This is a genomic window from Staphylococcus carnosus (genome assembly GCF_900458435.1).
Classification (GTDB): Bacteria; Bacillota; Bacilli; order Staphylococcales; family Staphylococcaceae; genus Staphylococcus; species Staphylococcus carnosus.
Map to the genome: position 1 here is coordinate 2057986 of NZ_UHCT01000001.1, position 18003 is coordinate 2075988.

General features: G+C 36.7%; 18 protein-coding genes and 1 pseudogene. All 19 read right to left on the reverse strand.

Annotated elements, in window-relative coordinates; all coding sequences use genetic code 11:
* Positions 1-2: 2 nt before the first annotated feature.
* Positions 3-221 carry a hypothetical protein gene (locus DYE31_RS09905; protein ID WP_015899767.1) on the reverse strand — a complete coding sequence of 73 codons (219 nt, stop codon included), beginning with the start codon at positions 219-221 and terminating at the stop codon, positions 3-5.
* Entirely contained in the window at positions 214-1779 is a 1566-nt protein-coding gene (locus DYE31_RS09910; protein WP_015899766.1) for a prophage endopeptidase tail family protein, read from the reverse strand. Before DYE31_RS09910 ends, DYE31_RS09905 begins: the two co-directional genes overlap by 8 nt.
* Before the next feature lie 10 nt (positions 1780-1789).
* Positions 1790-2623, reverse strand: a complete 834-nt coding sequence (locus DYE31_RS09915) for a phage tail domain-containing protein (protein WP_015899765.1) — start codon at positions 2621-2623, stop codon at positions 1790-1792.
* Entirely contained in the window at positions 2620-6168 is a 3549-nt protein-coding gene (locus DYE31_RS12760) for a peptidoglycan DD-metalloendopeptidase family protein (protein ID WP_413081304.1), read from the reverse strand. The genes DYE31_RS09915 and DYE31_RS12760 overlap by 4 nt, the downstream gene beginning before the upstream one ends.
* A 144-nt stretch (positions 6169-6312) precedes the next feature.
* Positions 6313-8881 (reverse strand): annotated as a pseudogene (locus DYE31_RS09920) (phage tail tape measure protein); the annotation flags it as partial.
* 13 nt (positions 8882-8894) lie between these two features.
* On the reverse strand, positions 8895-9050 hold the full coding sequence (locus tag DYE31_RS12765) for a hypothetical protein (RefSeq protein WP_015899762.1): 156 nt from the start codon (positions 9048-9050) through the stop codon (positions 8895-8897).
* A 50-nt stretch (positions 9051-9100) separates the two neighbouring features.
* Positions 9101-9445: a phage tail assembly chaperone G gene (gene gpG, locus DYE31_RS09925; RefSeq protein ID WP_015899761.1), complete on the reverse strand. Its 345-nt coding sequence runs from the start codon at positions 9443-9445 to the stop codon at positions 9101-9103.
* 47 nt (positions 9446-9492) lie between these two features.
* The gene (locus DYE31_RS09930) at positions 9493-9954 is read right to left on the reverse strand and encodes an Ig-like domain-containing protein (protein ID WP_015899760.1); all 462 of its coding nucleotides are present in this window, start codon (positions 9952-9954) and stop codon (positions 9493-9495) included.
* Between the two features lie 76 nt (positions 9955-10030).
* On the reverse strand, positions 10031-10672 hold the full coding sequence (locus DYE31_RS09935; RefSeq protein ID WP_015899759.1) for a major tail protein: 642 nt from the start codon (positions 10670-10672) through the stop codon (positions 10031-10033).
* Positions 10673-10713: 41 nt separating this feature from the next.
* On the reverse strand, positions 10714-11109 hold the full coding sequence (locus DYE31_RS09940) for a hypothetical protein (protein WP_015899758.1): 396 nt from the start codon (positions 11107-11109) through the stop codon (positions 10714-10716).
* Positions 11106-11513: a hypothetical protein gene (locus DYE31_RS09945; RefSeq protein ID WP_015899757.1), complete on the reverse strand. Its 408-nt coding sequence runs from the start codon at positions 11511-11513 to the stop codon at positions 11106-11108. Before DYE31_RS09945 ends, DYE31_RS09940 begins: the two co-directional genes overlap by 4 nt.
* Positions 11510-11866: a hypothetical protein gene (locus tag DYE31_RS09950; RefSeq protein WP_231839067.1), complete on the reverse strand. Its 357-nt coding sequence runs from the start codon at positions 11864-11866 to the stop codon at positions 11510-11512. The genes DYE31_RS09945 and DYE31_RS09950 overlap by 4 nt, the downstream gene beginning before the upstream one ends.
* A complete protein-coding gene (locus tag DYE31_RS09955) occupies positions 11850-12146 on the reverse strand; it encodes a hypothetical protein (RefSeq protein ID WP_015899755.1) in 297 nt (98 codons plus the stop codon). The genes DYE31_RS09950 and DYE31_RS09955 overlap by 17 nt, the downstream gene beginning before the upstream one ends.
* A 72-nt stretch (positions 12147-12218) precedes the next feature.
* On the reverse strand, positions 12219-13337 hold the full coding sequence (locus DYE31_RS09960) for a phage major capsid protein (RefSeq protein ID WP_015899754.1): 1119 nt from the start codon (positions 13335-13337) through the stop codon (positions 12219-12221).
* Between the two features lie 24 nt (positions 13338-13361).
* Complete coding sequence (locus DYE31_RS09965) at positions 13362-14078, reverse strand: head maturation protease, ClpP-related (RefSeq protein WP_015899753.1); 717 nt, start codon at positions 14076-14078, stop codon at positions 13362-13364.
* Complete coding sequence (locus DYE31_RS09970) at positions 14068-15240, reverse strand: phage portal protein (RefSeq protein WP_015899752.1); 1173 nt, start codon at positions 15238-15240, stop codon at positions 14068-14070. Before DYE31_RS09970 ends, DYE31_RS09965 begins: the two co-directional genes overlap by 11 nt.
* A 14-nt stretch (positions 15241-15254) precedes the next feature.
* On the reverse strand, positions 15255-16895 hold the full coding sequence (locus DYE31_RS09975) for a terminase large subunit domain-containing protein (RefSeq protein ID WP_015899751.1): 1641 nt from the start codon (positions 16893-16895) through the stop codon (positions 15255-15257).
* Entirely contained in the window at positions 16892-17239 is a 348-nt protein-coding gene (locus tag DYE31_RS09980; protein WP_015899750.1) for a hypothetical protein, read from the reverse strand. The genes DYE31_RS09975 and DYE31_RS09980 overlap by 4 nt, the downstream gene beginning before the upstream one ends.
* Positions 17240-17415: 176 nt before the next feature.
* Positions 17416-17748 (reverse strand): HNH endonuclease, encoded by a 333-nt coding sequence (locus DYE31_RS09985; RefSeq protein ID WP_041612952.1) that lies wholly within the window; start codon positions 17746-17748, stop codon positions 17416-17418.
* Between the last annotated feature and the right edge of the window lie 255 nt (positions 17749-18003).

Genomic DNA, 18003 nt, shown 5'->3' on the forward strand with positions numbered 1-18003 from the left:
TTCTATCCCTCCATTCTTTCAGTTGTTAATACACCTTTATCGTCTACAACGATTTTAAATTTCTGTCCTGTTGGTGCTTGAACGATTAAATCACTTCTAATATATTGTGTGACGATTGATTCAATTAAATCTTCTAAGCCGATAACACCTTCTGTATGTGTTTGTGGAAAAGCATCTTCGCCCTCATAACTCATTCTTATAATTGGAATTTCTTTACTCATCTACTAAAACACTCCCAACGATTGAGCCCCCAGTGTATCCGGTAGAAGGGCTATAAATATTATTTAACTTGCTTTTATTCAGTGCAGCGCTCACGCTTTTCATTTTACGATTTAATACATTACTGATTTGAACAATATCTCTCTTGTTATTACTAAACCCAATTTCATCAGGTGCAGGATTAAGTGGATGCACTTGTATGAGAGAAACGACTTTTAATTCAGTGTTGTAACCCATGATTTCATGGATAAACCAAATCGCATCTCGTTCTTCAATCTTTTCATCGCCGATGTAATTAATATCTAATTCAATATCAGGCTCGTCTTTTAACTCTTTTTCAAGTTTACTTTTTAATTCATCTTTATCTGTTATGGATTCATCGAAGTGATCAGGTGCCTCTCTGTGTCCGAACACATCATAGCTTTTAGATGATTTGTAGACATAAGTTGAACTGTATAAGTCATCACCTTTTAAAACAGCTGTTGTGTTGATAACCGTAGCTTTTTCTGTACCTACATACATACAAGGCGCCGACTTCTTATAATCTACACCTGATTTTTTACCTTTAAAAACGGCTTTAACAGTGTATTTACCTTTTTTCGTATTCTTTGATAAAGTTATGTTTTGGGTCGTTGCCGACTTACTGTAGCAACTATATTCGCCAACTTTCTCACCATTGAAATACAAATCGAGCATGCCACCTTTACTCATTTTCTTTAATGAGAAAACAATAGTTTCATTACCATATTTACATTCCAATTCATATGAAAAAGACGCGCCGACTTCTTCGGTGCGCCATGTGCCATCTTTTATAAACTTGCCACTATAGGTTAGGTCTTTCGGTTTTACAGGTGAGTAGTTTTTAGTATCTTTACTTGTTAGTTTTTTACCATAGCCTTTAATCACAGTTTTTAATTCTTTGGTATCTATGCTCGCTTTTACTTCACTGTTATTATATTTATAGCGAATTGTTTTCTCAGTGGGTACATAGAATGAATTGTTATCATGGATATAAATTTTCTTATTATCTGCATAATAGATAAATCCAAATAGCTCTGCACCTTCTACAAGATATTCCATACCATTTTTTTCACCTAAACCTTCAAAGGATACTTTGTTATTAAAGCTACCTTTAATCTCATAGGAATATCCTAGCTTATTACCTTTGAATCCATACTCTAAAAATTCATTGAGTGTTACCTTTTGAGCTTTGTTAGAATCTGAATCGTCATTTATTGTTTCTGAATCTGTATCTTTGCTTACATAATGGTTTTGAAACTCAAACATGATATGCGTAGCGATGATTTCTTTTGTATGAATAAAACCGTCAAATGATGGTGAGGCTGTTTTGATTACATACTTTTGACCCTTATATTCAATATAGGCTTCATTCTGCAATAGATTATAAACATCTTCATTGTACCTTGTTTTATAAGCGATAAAGGTGATTTGTCTTGTGTTGTTACGTTCATACTCATATTTAAACGTGTCATAAGCAAAGTCTAATAACAATTCAGACATGGTTTCATTAATATCAGTAACAATAATATCTGTACTCAAACTTTATCACCTACCTATAAATAAAAGGGAAGATAAACTGGATATTAACACCACTTACACTTCCCCAAATTTCAAAATCATTATAACCAGGTGCTAACGTGATAATGCCATGATTGGTTAATCTGCCACATCGTTTTGTTTCAATATAAGGATAAGCACCATCTAGTAAAAAACTTTGATTGGTTTCTAACTTACCTTTATATTCGAAAATATCACCTGTTGTTTTATTAACTAGCCTAAATCCTGTTGTAGTGTTTAACCTAATCCATATCTGTAATTCGTGTCGTAATCTAGGGTCTATGGTATCGTCACTGCCATTGAATATTGAAAATTTCTGTCTGTTGTGCGTATAAGCAATCTCATTATCAGGCATAACGCCACTTTCAAATTGCCATTTATCTGACATTAAAGAAAACTGATCTGTTTTATATAGCGATTCTGAATAGCCCTTATAGACTTGAAAAGTGACTTCAAATTCCATAGATGCAAAATCTTTCACATTAGTTGCTATATTTGGTGTAGCGACTGCAAACTTTTTATTAGGTATATCAGACGTTACTACTGAATAGTGTTTTCTTCTGAAAAACAAACGTCTTAGTTTCTGTTCTGCTAAATACACATCTTCTACATCTTGTGAATCTAAACCAAATCGTAAAACTAAATTAAAAGGTGCGAAACTAATCGCACCTGGTATCTCTCCATCTAAGCCATTTATTACTAATTTATTATCATTGTAGTTAGGGTAGTCTTGTTTTGTATCTAAAAATATAAAACCAGGCAGCGCTTCATTTACATCAATCGTACCTGTATCGGTTAATAACTTTAACCATTTATCATTTATCAAACTATGCTGCCCCCTTTACTATAAGCTTCTAGCGATATGCTATTACCGTTTTTCTTGTTGAAATGTTTATTTAAACTATCACCATCAATACCAACAGGTAGATTCTGAACAACATTAATCAATGTTTGAGTTAAGTTATTATTCTGTGCATTAAGTGAAATGTTTTGTTGTAATAAACGTTCAATTGTTGAATTGTCATTGTTTACAGTTACTTCTGTTTTACCTTTATTCATACCAACATAGCTCATAGCTTGTTCAATTAATTGAATCGCACGGTTACGACGAGTCAAAGGTACAACCATTTCTGGTTTGTTTCCTTCGCCGATTTCAGCAATCTGATGTTTCGTAACCATACCACCGTTAGCATAAGGACCTCCTACACCGATAGTACTTAACATTCTTCCGCCATAACGAGCCTTTGCATAACGCATACCGGCAATCAAGTTATCTAAACCATTCAATACATTACCATGCCCTGGAAGTTTATATGCGTTGAACGTACCAGGTTTAACTTGTACTAAACCACGCGGTGTACCCTCTGAACTTCCTGGTCCTGTTGCACTTGGATTACCAGATGATTCAGTATTGATTTGTCTTAACCAAGCATTCGCATAAGCAGAATTGGCAGGTAGTCCAGCAAGTCTCAATGCTTGCATTACTTCTGGTCTCCATGCACTTACTTCTCTAGGCGCAGAACTTTTACCGCCTTTTTTACCTGGATGTGCTTTCAACCATTTTATAGGGTTAATAGGTCTGCCGTTTTGATGCATTTCATAGTGTAAATACGGACCAGTAGATGCACCAGTGTTACCTGAAATACCAAGTTTTGTGCCTGGATGTACTCTTTGTCCTTCATGTACTAACCATTTGCTTAAATGTCCGTAAATAACATCCAAATCTCCGCCATGTACTTGAATATAGTGTCCAAATCCGCCCGGCATTTCTTTTGTATGAGCTGTACCGCTGATTGTTGAATAAACTGGTTCGTAAATATAAGGCAAGTCGATACCCGGATGTGGCCAGTTAAAAGCATATCCTGGTGGCGGTCCGTTAGGACTGTACGGCGTATTGATTCCTCTTGATAAATCAATCCATCCTCCAGCACCGTCTCCGCCTGATTCGTCAAACCATGATTGCACTTTATCAACTAATTTTTTCTTCAGAATTGAATAAGCACCTTTAGCCATTTTTACTGTTGCGTTGTCTCCGCCACCGAAGTTGATACCCATTTTATCCATAACTTTCTCAACAAGTTTACCTGGATTCTCTAAGAATTCACCAACATCTTTAGTAACACCTTTGATTCCGCCCCATATTCCGGAAGCCATATCTTCGGCACTTTCAACAGCATCATTTCCTACCTCTTTAGCTTTTTCAATAACATTTTTAGACTTGTCTTTGACTACTTTTTTAGCAACTTGAGAACCTTTTGTTGCATCTTTAACTAAAGATTGAAGTGGATGCTCTAAATAATCATCCAGTTTCTTTTTGAATGATCCTTTGGCAAATCGAGGAATAGAACCTTTTGAGAGTTTAGGTATCATACCCATATTCTGCATACGTTGTGTAGCCGTACCGTTAATTACACCGTCACCTTTGTTGAGTTTAACAATGACATCACGACCTTGCGGTGCATGCAATGAGCCGTCTGCACGTTGAATTAACTCTTGATGTCCGTTTGAACCACTTCCGTTTCCTGGACCTCTATCATTTACCAGTGCCATTGTCGGTGCCATAACACCGCCATTACTGTCCGTTGCTAATGATGAGCCGTCGAATGTACCTGTGGATAAAGTGGGGATAGGCTTAATAAGTGTTTTATCAGTAATCGCTTTGGCAATGTTGTTAATACCGCCAATCATACTGTTCAAACCGCCGATTGCTTTGTTAGCAACTTCTTTACCTAAACTTGAAGCAGCAGAACCGAAATCTTTCTTGATGTTTTTAATCCAACCTAAAGTTTTATCAAGCCAACTTTTCCAACTACCAAAAGTCTTTTTAGCTTTTTCTTCGGCTTGTGCAGCAATTTCTTTAAAGCGGTCAGTCGCTTTATTTTTCATGTTTTGGAAATTCTCTTTAGAATTACTGTAAGTTTTGCCGAACCACTTCTTGCCTGAATTGAATACACTCTTAGATTTTTCTTCTGCTTTATTAGCTATATCACCGTATCTTGACTTGGTATTATTCCACATGTTCTTAAAGTTTTCTTTAGCATTACCATATGTTTTACCAAACCATTTTTTACCAGAGTTAAACACACTATGTGTTTTTTTTTCAACTTTATTAGCAATATCGCCGAATCTATCTTTAGTCGTATTCCATGTATTTTTGAAATTGGATTTAGCATTTGCAGTAGTATTCCCAAACCACTTCTTAGCAGAGTTATAAGCATTTCTAGTAGATGAGCCTATCTTGCTACTGATTTTATTCCAGTTATCGTCAGTATTCTTCTTAGCAGACTTGAACCAACTGGAAGTCTTGCCTGGAAGTTGTCCGAGCCACTTCCTACTGTTATTGAAAGCACTCTTAGTCGAACTTGAAATTTTATTACTGATTTTGTTCCAGTTATCATCTGTATGTTTCTTAGTTGATTTGAACCAGCTTGAAGTTTTTCCAGGTAATTGACCGAACCATTTCTTAGTGTTGTTTAATGCGTTTCTAGAAGATGAACTAATCTTACTGCTTATCTTATTCCACTTGTCATCTGTATGCTTTTTAGTAGATTCGAACCATCCAGATACTCTACCAGGCAATTGGCCGAACCATTTCTTAGCGTTGTTCAAACCATTTTTAGTAGCAGAACCGATTTTATTAGAAATATTATCCCAGGTCTTTTTGGTAGTAATCCAAATTTTCGCACCTTTAACAACTGTTGTATCAATCATCTTCTGCCAACCAGTTTTTACTTTACCAGTTTGAGAATCAATATTTGCGCCTACACCTTTATTTTGCTTTTTAGCTTCATTCACTACATCTTTATGTTGTTTCTTGGCTTTGTCTTTTGACTCATCATATTGTTTCTTAGCATTTTTTATTACTTTGTCGGCTTGTTCTTTTGAAAGTGTTCCATTCTGATCACGTTGTTTGATTGCTTCGGCCACAGTATCTTTATACTTTTTCTTGGCATCAGAAATAGTCTTATCTCTTTCTTTCGCACTTTCTTTAATAACATTAGAAGCTGCTTGAATAGATAACTTACTCTTGTTTTGTTTCATTCTTTCTAAAATTGCTTTTTGTTCAACCTCGCCTTTAGACATAGATTTAACAACTTTAGAATCGAGTTGTGTTTGAAGTTCTTCAATCTGTTTGATTTCAGACTTTTTCAATGCTCTATGTTCATCATGAGCTTTTTTGTATATAGCTTGAATTTTTTCTTGTGTCTTTTGAATACTTGCCGATTCTTTTTCATTTTGTTGTTGTGCTTGCGCTATAATTTTAGCTTCTTGCTTTTTAGTTAAACCGTTAGTGTCTCTAAAGATTTTATTCAGTCCGGATATTTCTTTATCATGGCGACTATCAAGTTGCTTGCTTATCTCATCACCCATTTTTTTATAAATGTTAGTAATTTGTTGATACTGTTCATTACTGATTTTTCCATGATGGAGTTTGATTTCTTCAAGTTTCAAAGTGGATTGTTTAGAAAGTTTATTATAAGATTTCAAAGCTTTTTCAGTGCCTTTAGATACTCCTTTAGCAAACACATCAGTTGTGTCTGAAGCTTTTGAAACCATTTTATCTAAACCATCAAAACTTTTCTTAATACCTTTGAATAATAAGCCTTCTTGTAAACCTTTGGCCATATCGTTTTTGAAGTCGTCCCAGAACTTGCCCATTTTGTCTTTAGCTTTATCAATCCAAGAAAAGTCCATACTATCTCCGACTTGTTTTACAAGTTTCCCCATATTGTCGAAGCCTTTTCTGAACCAATCCATTTTTTCATAGGCTACACCGAAAATAGTCGTAAGTATTGTAAGGGGAACGCCGACTTTACCTATAATTTTAGTACCGGTTTTCAATGTATTACCTAAACCACCGAATTTACCGGTTGTTTTCATAATTGTGTTAGTAAATGAGCCGAACAAACCAGTAGATCCTTTGACAGATTTTCCGGTTGTCACAAAAGATGCTGCCGCACCTTTGTTAGCAGTAGCGTTAACGGCTGCTTCTGCAGTATTGATTGCCATTTGTCTGTTTAATGAAGCCATAACCTTTTGCAGCGCTTCCGACCGCTCTAAGTACCAATCCTAGTCCTAAAACAACAGGTCCTAATGCAGCTGCAAAAAGCCCCATTCCGATTGCACCCTTACGAACCCAACCCGGCAAACTACTGAAACCTTCCACAAAGCCTTGAATACCTTTAGCAGCGCCTTGAATTGCCGGTGTTAAGTCTTTACCGACTTGAATACCTAAAGTTTCAAACGCACCTTTCAATTGTTCTAGTGCACCTTTGAGGTTATTCTTCATCTGGTCTGCTGCTTTCTTACTTGCACCGTCTGAATTTTTAAGGGAATCACTGTATTGATTAACTTTGTCTGGTCCCGCTTCAATCAATGCTAAGAAACCACTTGCAGCTTCTGTACCTACCACAGTAGAGACGTTGGCAAGTTTCTGTTCTTTCGTCATTCCTTTCATTTCTTCACGGAATTGACCAACCAAATTACCCATGCCGACAAATTTTCCTTCATTATCAGTTAAGTGAATGCCCATTTTCTCAATTTCTTTCGCAGCCTTACCCGTAGGATTAGCTAATCTAATGAATGAGGCACGAAGTACAGTACCGGCAGTAGAACCATCTAACCCAGCATTCGACATGATTTCAATTGCTGCAGAAGTATCTTCAATAGACACACCTAACGCTTTGGCAGGTGTACCCGCATATTTTAATGCTTCACCCATGTAACTAATATCAGCAGCACTGTCATTTGCAGCAGTCGCTAATAAATCAGCCACATGTGATGAGTCGCTTGCTTTGAGGTTGAATGAGTTGATAGATGAAGCCATAACAGTTGCAGTAGTTGCCATATCTGCACCACTGGCTTCGGCTGCACTGATGACTCCAGGCATTGCTGACATCACTTGGTTAGCGTTAAACCCTAAAGCAGCTAACTCTTCCATGCCTTTAGCTACTTCAGATGCCGATTGACTAGTTTTTGCGCCTAACTCCATAGCTTGATTGGACATAGCTTTCATTTCTCCGCCACTCGCTTGTGCAATTGCACCTACACGTGACATCTGCGCTTCGAAGTCTGCACTTATTTTAACTGCTGCACCTAATCCGGCTACAATAGGAGTTGTAACGCCCATAGTCATGTTACGACCAACATCAGTCATCTTACTTCCGATTGTTCCGAATTTCCCCGCCATATTATCCATATGATCCGCTGTCTTTGTGTACTGACTGTTGGCAATCGTCTGCTCTTTGTTAAACTCTTTCATTTCGCTTGTTGTTTTGTCGATTGCTCTTTGAAGATTATTTAAAGAAGCTTTCTCATTATTAACTTGATTTTCTGCCGCAGCTAAGTTTTTATTGTGGTCTTTGATTGTTTTATTAACGTCATTGTATTCTTTTTCAGTCTGTTTCAACTCTTTGTTTGTTTTATCATAAGTTGATTTAACTTTTTCATTGGAATCTGATAACTTTTTGTTTTCACCACGTAATTTTTCTACTTGCGTTTCTTCTTTTTTATATCTCTCATCAAGTTCTTTATGTTTTTGAGATTGTTTTTCTACCGCTTCGCTTGCTCTCTTAAGTTGCGTTGTTGTAGCCTTGTTGCTATTCTTTAATTCTTTTTCTGCTTTCTTTAGCTTTTCTAACCTTTGAGCAGCTTTTTCTCTTTGATTATTCGTACGGTTGGATTGAGTTTCTGCCTTTTTTAATTCTCGATTGCTTTCTTTCAAACTTGCATTAGATTTTTCTAACGCTTGTTTGTTTTTCTGGTTAGCAGCAGTCAGTGACTTGTAAGCTTGTTCAACACCTTTGACTCGGCTTGTTGCTTTAGCGTAGTTAGCATTCAGTTCTTTCAGTTCACTTTCGGCTTGATTGAACATTTGTTTTTGTACTTTCATCTTATTGTTCAATCCGTCTATTTTGGCTTTGTACTGATCCATTGAGCGCTCAGCTTTATCAAATGCAGATAAATTAGCTTTCATCTCACTGTTAACCACACCTAACTGACGTTTCAAACCTTTCATACCTTCTTGTACGCCTAAGGAATCAAGCTTCATCTCTAACGTTAAACCTTGCAGTTTTTCGTTCATATTACCCTCCTTTCTAGCTACCGAATAACATTCTTAAATCGGTACCTGTATATACTTTTTCTTCTTCTTGCTGTGGTTGCTCTTCTTCATTGTCGTCGTTAAGTAGATCGAGCAATTCAAAGTAAGGTTGTTCTTTTGCTTGTGTAATGGTCCAACCATACTTTTCCATGCAAAAACGCTGTAAAGCTTTAAGATTGGATAAAACTTCTTTTATTGATATTAGTTTTCTGTCTTTCCCACTTCATCTGTTTCATTTTTTGTATCTTCGTCATCGTCTCCTTGGATTTCTCGAAACACATCACCTAATGCTTTTGTATATTGACGTGTTCCCATGTTGTTTAATACTTCTTCTTCTGTCAATCCTTGGTCTGCAAAGAGACTCACTAAGTATTGACGTTCCAACTCTCTGACTTTTTTCGCATCAGGCTCATCTTTAGCAGATTCTTTTTGTGTTTTATCTAAAAACTCATAGAATTTTTCTGCTTCGCCCATTGTGATAATGTCTTTAGAGTAAGTTGAAGTTTTGCCTGTTTTATTATCTTTAATATCGAATTTTATTGTCATTTTTGTAGTCTCCTTTAAATTAAATAAATAAAAAAAGACGCAGTGTATTAAACTGCGTCCGTAGTAACTGTGATGTTGATTGTTCCAGTTTTACCACTTCCGTCATCAGCTTTAGCAGTGATTACTGCTTTGCCTTCAGCTGCACCATGAATAGCGCCTGTTTTAGCGTCCACAGTGACAATATCAGTGCTATCTGATGTGTAAGTCACTGATTTATTAGTTGCTGTAGTCGGTGCTACAACAGCTTTAACAGAATCGTCTGCACCTGTCTTGATTTCTTTAGTATTCGGGCTAAAAGAAATACCGGTAACTAAAATAGGATTAGTTTTGAAAGTCGGTACATCCACTTTATCGGATTCGGCACCATCTTCTTCAAAGGCTACTTGGTAAGTACCTTTCGGATATTCAGTGTCAGCATTCAAACCAGAAACGGAGACAGTCAAACGACCCTCTCCGTCTTGTGTGCCTACAACCTCATCATCTTTATATACTTTTAATGTTTTGACCATAATATCAACTCCTTGCCCCTATTCAGCAGATATATTAACGGATTTTGCATTAGGTTCCGCTTCTACATTTTGGGGATTAGCTGGGTGTACCAGTACCTTCTTCATCTGAATTTTTTAAAGAATCTGTGTAACCGACAAACACTTTCTTGAAGAATTCATCTTCTCCATCTTTGCCTTCATGGTAACCATAAACGATACCTTGGTTTTCACCGTCAACTTCGATAGTGCGGTTCATCCAGTCTCCAGTTAATTTCGTTGGTTCTGGCGCTTCTGCTTTTTCACCTTTCGTTTTGAATTCAATTGAATCTAAACTGAAAGTACCTTTCAATAACGCTACATATACAGGTTCGCCAGTTAAACCGTCCTCAGATACTCCAATCATAGCAACGTAAGGTGCGCGAGTGTTTTCGCCTACCCAAGCAGTGCCGTTTTGGTCTTTCTCACGTCCTAATACTGCGTTTAAATCATCACTCGGAATGTTGAAAATATCCATATCCGATTTAACTTCATTTGTACCTTGTTTTTTCATCCAAACACGTTTGTTTGAAGCGAACATGTCAACCAATTCTGGTGCTAAACCAGTAATGTTAAGGTTGACTGTACCACCGTTTTCGTCTTTCCATTCAAATTGCTTTTCTACTGTTTGACCGTCTTTGCCGTATACGCCGACTAAAACTTTTTTGAAACCTACTTTATATGAGCCTTGTCCATTTGCCATATGTTTGTTCCTCCTTGATTTTAGGCATAAAAAATACACATCTATTCGATGTGTAAGCCTTTGTAATATTGATTTTTCGGAATGCCTTGATAGCGTCTTGATTTGACGTATCTTTTAGTTTCTTTGAAATATTCATCCAACTGTGTGGAAGCTTGATACAAGTCATGCTGCATAAGCAGATACCTAATTCGTTTGGTTAAATCGATTGTTAATTGGTCTTTATACGTTTCAACGTCTACTTGGATCAGATAAGTTTCTGAAAGATATTTGTCAGAATTGTATGTGCTAGGTACATCATTGATAGGCGATAGGACAACAAAAGGTTTTGACGTATCAGCGTTTTCTGATGTCGTGTAAAAATAAATCCTATTACCTATGTTCTGTTTGATTAATTCATCGTTTTTAATGACATCATACACATAATTAAGAATGTTCATAATGACCGCCTCAATTCTTCTTTGATGATTTGTCTGTATCTTGATTCGGAAGATTCCAAAGTTTTAGCGATAACTCCCATTCCTCGAGGTGTGTATTTGATGCCGTTGCGTGTGTAACCATGTTCGTTCAAATGAATTAATCGGAATCTGTCCATAGGTCCTACCCAATCAATCACAACTGTTCTCAATTTATCGCTTGCAGCAGTGAAAGGTTTGGTTTTATGCATTTCATCAATACTTGCACCTGTATCTTTAAACACTTCAAAATTCTTTTTCAATTCTTTTAGTAAATACTCTGAAGCTTTTTCCAATGCGTCATCTGCTTTTCTTCTCATTGCAGTTTCTCCAAATCTTCTTTCCAACTGCCTTTCCAACTCTTTTACACCTTTTAATTCCACACTCATTTTTTATCGCCTAACACAATAGTGATGAAGCCTGTTTCCGGTGCGTCTAATCGCACTTCATATACATTGAAAGTTTGCTGTTCCAACCTAAAATCTTCCACACGAACAATGTGATTTGTTTTTGGTGTATAGTCTTGCCATGGATCACGTATCACAATCGTTAATCCTAGCGAAGCCTCGTAAACACCCAATATTTCTTGGTCCTTCATGGAAGGTGCATAGGTATGAGCAAAGCATTGATATAATGTCTTTTCTTCGAAGTCATCCGGATAAGGTCCTTCATTCACATATTGATAAAAAATGACGGGCGTACGCATGTCGCCAGATTGTACTTTTCTATTCTTGAATCTCATCTGTGCCAAATGCATCACCCTCATATACTTGATTTTGCAAACCGAAGTCTGTAATTAGAGTTGAAAAGTTTTCATGGAAAAATTGGAGTTGCTCATTGTAGACATAACGCGAACGTTCTAAAACCAATTCACGACCAATCATGTTTTCATCTAAATCAAAAACCCCACAAGTCGATTTGATAGCTACAAAAGATTTGTTCAAAATCTCTTTTAATGACTCATCTTCTGAACTGTGAAAAATATGCATACGACTTTTGAATTCGTTTAATAATTCATCCATATAATCGCCCCCTATTCCGCAGAAATAGAAGCAGATTTACTCTTTGCGTCTACTCCTACATTTTGGGGAGTATTAGGGAGTAGTAGAGTCGATTGCTAAGTCATATACTGCAGCAACTTTGTTATCTTTCGCTTTACCGTAAGCAAATTGTTTAGCAGTGAATAAATTCATATCTTCGATTGCTAAAGTCTGTTCGAATTTTTGAATGTTGATGCCTCCGCCTAAATAACCATCGTAGCGACCTTTAACGTAAGTTAAAACTTTGCCAGGAGTTTGTGCGATTGATTCGATTACATTCAAGTTGTAAGGCAATGCAGTTACATATACACCGTTAGCATTTAAATGCGTGTATTGTGCTTGGATATCGAAGGCGTCTGATGGATTCACAACCATTGTTACGTTCCCTTTAACGACCACTGAATGACCTTTTTCATTAGTTGAATGGAATTTGAATACTTTAGTCAATTCTTTAACCGTTGTTTCAGAATCTTTGAAAGTTAAAGTGCCTTCTGATTCTTTTTCTGGATAAACGCCACCAGTAACGGACACACCTTCTTGTACTTGACGGTTCAATCCGATTGGTTGGTCTTTACCAGTACCGTTCAAGAATGCAGCTTCTAAAGCTACTGCGAATGCTTCTTCAATTTGTAAGCGAACAAATTGTTCAATCCATGCTGGACCGAAGTCTTGCAAGTCTTTAGGTAATACTACAAATGCTGTTAATTTGTTTTGGATTGCAGTTTCTTCACTGAATGCAGCATCTAATTGACCTTTGATGTCGCCAAAGATTTTACCCCAAACCGCAACGCCTGATGTTTCTGATTTCAAGAATTTCAAACGTAATCCAGCGTTTTTGATTCCTAAGTCTGCAAGTAATGGATGTTCTGTTGTTAAATCTTCAAAGATGCGATCAATCGTTTCTTCAGGTAATAATTTCTCTTCTTTGTAACCTACTTCTGTATTGATTTCGTTGAAGAATTTGCGTTGTTGTGCAGTTAATTGTTTATCTGCATTCGGCAGACTCGCAATTGCTTCCGCTTCTTGTTTCGCATGTTTCTTTGATTCTTCGAATAATTCGTTAATCATTTGGCCATACAATTCGGCTTGTTTTTCTTCTGTTTCACCTTGTGACAATGCGTTCAAAAATTCTTCGCGCGCTGTCTTGAATTCATCTGATAATTTGATAGTCATCTTGTGACCTCCTCATTTTTTGTATTAAAAAAAGAACTTATGCTTAACCTTGTTTTGAGGTTTGCTAAGTTCTTCTTTTTCTTCTAATTTCTCAATAACTTTATTTGCAATTTGTTCCACGTCAATTTTGATTTCAGGAGTTTTGTTCATCATTGCTGATACTTTGTCGATTGCATTTTTAGGAATCATATGACCTGTGTTAGCGACTAAACGTGTTGCGGACTCATCAAACATCTTACTGTCTGCAAACCCTAAATCAACTGCATCTTGTGCGCTCATCCAGCTTTCTTCATTCATCAAATCAAGAATTTCCTGTTCGGATTTACCTGTTTTGTTCATGTAAGCATTAGCGATACCTCTATTCACACTGTTCAACATTTTAGAAGCAGAAGCCATTGCTCTGTCATCTCCATAAGCAAGTGTGCTCGCATTATGAATCATCATTTGCGCCGTAGGACTCATTTCAATTGTGTCGCCCGCCATTGCAATAACAGAAGCAGCGCTTGCAGCAACGCCTACAACTTTGACATTGACATTACCGGCATAAGATTTTAATGCAGTATAGATTTCACTTCCAGACATGACTTCTCCGCCCCCTGAATTGATGATGACTTCCACATCTTCATTAGTAGAAGGCAGCGCATTAATAATGTCGTTTGGTGAAGTTGCATCCATATCTAGCAAATCGTAAATCCATTTTTCATTATTTGGTACAATCGCACCTTTTACGTTAATCTTCATCAGTTTCACCTCCTTCTGGTGTGCTATCCGCAGTTTCTTCTCTTGTTGTTGTATAGTTCTTAGTTACAAAGTATTGATCCATTTGAGGGTCGTCTGACGGTTCCTCACCTAACATCACTAATACTTGGTTCGGTGTGAACGTGCTTGAAGATACAAGTTTGTCGATTGATTCAGCCATTTCTAACGGGTCTTTCTTATCGATGCCGATAACTTTAATCCGTTTGCCTTTGATAACTTCATTTTGTTTCAACAATTTAGCGTTCAATTCATCTTCAATCTTCTTAATCAAAGGCTTGATACAGAATTTAATGTACGATTTCATCGCATTATCCAAATCCGCCATCTCTCCATGAATAAGAGAGGGAGGGATACCGATTGCTTTAGCCACAATATCAATTAATGACCTGAAAAGCTTGCCCAATTCATCAAAAGGTGCATTGTTTGATTTAGATGCAGAAGATACATCTTGATAGTCAAACCCTTTTGTTAATGGCGCAACTGCTACTCCATTGTTACTGAATGAATTAACGACTTTATCGACATAGTTTTGCATTTTTTCTGTATTCTTTTCGCCGTTGACTGCACTGGAATCAACATTCATGATGCCTCGTATCTGATAATTACGCATTTGAGCGCTTATCATACGTCCGAATATCTCTCCATAGTCTGCAAATAAGCCTTCAGTAAATTTATTCAGTTTGTCATTGTTGTAAGTTAAGTAAATAACCTCGTCCATATTAAATGAACGTTCAAATTCATAATCGCTTACTGTTACATCTTCGAAAATATCGGGATACAGCGCATATTTTTTACGATTATAATTGTCTGCCACTACTAAATCTTTGGTATCTGTCACGACAATCAACACTTCATTGTCATAAATCAATTTGTAGATAACTTTCTGCCAAAAATCTGTTGAAGATAAATCTGTATTCGGTCTAACATTCAATTTGTACCAGGATTGGTCTTTTAAAGACTTATTATCAGCGTCTAAAAATCGAAACTCTGATTGTGAAAGAGTTCTTGCTAAAAATTCAATACAAGTATTCAATGCTGCTTGTTTCAAATAAGCTTTTTCAGATGTATCTTGAAACAATTCCAAATCATACATCCAGCTTGCTTCTTCATGTCTGCCGAAAATCTTATCAAATAATCCAGCCATTACTTTCCTCCTTTCTAAAAGTCAATTGCGTTCAAGAAGTCAAGACTCGAACTGACGTCCGCTTCCAATAAATCGTCTGCTCTGTATAAAGCGTGAATAAATGCTTGGAACCCGTCTGTTTTACGTCTAATCTCATCTTTCTTGATATATTCTTTGTTGCCATCCGGTTTGATTTTGACAGCAACGTTATTTGTGTACCAACGCATCATAGGATTGTCATCGAATATGACATTATGGTTAGCAAACATGGTTTCAATTCGAGGTGCTAACAATGATTGTATGGCTCTAGGATTTCTAATCACTTCAATTTCTATTCCGTATTCTTCAAATAGTGGTCTTAATAGATCCATTCTGAAATTATCAGCAATCACTTTTTCTAATCCGTATGTTTCTCGCATTTTATCGAACCATAAGACAATATGAAGTGGATTGATAGAAGGTTCATCTACAATTGTGAGTAATCCCTCTTTCTCCCACTCATGAATAGGTGCTTTCAATTTCACTTTGTCTAAAAAGCCTTTACGTACAAATGAATGTGACTTCCAAATGTAGTCATCGCCCTCTCTGAAAAGCAATCCGACTGCTGCAAAGTCTTTGATACTTGCATAATCCAAACCGCCTAAGCATTGTCTTTGTTCCAACTCAGGAAATGGTCTGTTTGTCGCTAAAATTTCTTCCCATGGTGCTACAACTTTTTCTAAATCTACTTCAGGAAGATTCATACGCTTAGTCATAAATTCTTCACGTTTAGATGGCGCAAAAGTCATTTCATTGTATTGGTTTTTAACTTTTCTGAATAAACCTTGTGCATATTCGCACATCGGCTCACTGAACATCGGATTAGCTTTCTCCCACATCGTTGGATCATCAACTTCCTTAGGGTCATCCAACTTGCAAATGAACGGGAAAATTCTATCGTCTGGTGTTTCGCCTTTAAGCAAAGAAAGTGAACGTTCTTTCAATTTGTCTAAGAAGCCCTCACGCACATAACCGTCTGTACCGATAAAAAATTCACGTGGATTTCTGACTTTACCTAATCCAGAACTGAACACATCTACTGTTTCGCTATCTTCGTATCTATGTACTTCGTCATAAATGACACAACCTTCACGACCACCATCTTTTGTACCAGCATTCGAAGTTCTGAATCTGAAACGTGATTTAGTTTCTGTGTCAGTGATTACCAACTTAGTCAGATAGAACATATCTTCCAATTCGTTACGTTCAATCATGTTATAAGCTTCTTCAAATGACGTTTTAGCTTGGTCCTCTGAATTGGCTACTACAGAAATATCGTAATTAGGAATACCATGCAGATAGCTGATAAAGTAATTCGACAGCGCTGTAATAAATCCGTTTTTACCTCCGCCACGACCTAACGTAATAAAAAACTGCTCGAAATATAGGAAGTTCCCTTCTTTTTCGAACAGAAATATAAATGGTACTATAAACTTTTGGAATGGTTGCAGTGGGAAGTACCACTTCTCAGTAAATTTGATAAAGTTTTCAATTTGTTCTTCATCAAAATATAAGTCACCACGACTAAGTACATCTCTTTCAAGATATGCAATAAGCATAATCCGTTCTTTGTTAAGCAATATTTTGCCTGTTTTCCATAAACGGATATAGTCATCAATATACTTATTCTTAATCATACTAAGTCACGACGTACTGGCTTCTCTGGTTCGTCATCCTTTTTTGGTAATAAATCAGAGAGTTGCTTGATGATACGTTGATAAGATTGATCGCGTGTGTTGTAAAGTCGTGCAACAGGTCGTTCCCTTTCATACGGTTCAGTTTTTTCGGATTGCGTGAACAGCATATACTCTCCATTTTCTTGAATATCTTCCCACATATAGTCCAACATGACTCTCAAACGTGCTGCTTGAATAATTAATCCCTGAACTACGTTCAATTTGTCTTGTGGAACGTCCTTGTATATGTCTAATAAGCGTTCTCGTTCTTGCACAACTTTTTCATCGTCATCTCTTACTCTCATCTATATCACCTCTTTCTTTAGTCAATTTTCAGGGAGGGGTTACGCAATTTTTTTCATTTTAAATCTGCGGAATCGATTCCCCATCACCGGTTCCCCCTCCAAAGTTTTTTCAAAAAAATTTTGACCCGGGGGGATTTAAATATTTTTTTATTTAATTTTTAATCCCGAAAATATTTTTACCACTTTTCATCTTGCCATTTATTTTCTTTTCGTTTCCAAGTCGTGTAATGTCTGTCGTGAATTTTGTTATGACAATCAACACATAATGTTTCTAAGTTATCATCTTCCAATGCCAATTCTGGATGATGTTCTAACTCTTTTATATGATGGACCACTAACTTAATCTTTTTACGACCATTCTTATTAGGCTCATATACATCAAGAGATACCTTACCTTGTCGCTTACAAGATTGACATTCGAACTGGTCGCGCTCTTGGATTGCCTTTCGCTTGTGTCTCCACTCGCTGCTATTGTAGAACGCACGTCGTTGTGCTTTGCTTAGTGCCACATGCCACCTCCTACTTACTGCTTACTCATATCAACACTGACATGCTTGATAGTATTCATATCAATAAACAAAAGAGACACACCATGTTAGTGATGTGCCTCAGTTATAATATAGTATTCTCATTCACATAGATACATAGTGACCACCGTACCTCTCTATCTGTATCAGATATAAAGAAAGACACAACACTCAATGTGCCATGCCTTATGTACTACTATCGCTATAACTCGATTATAACTTAATAGATATGTGATA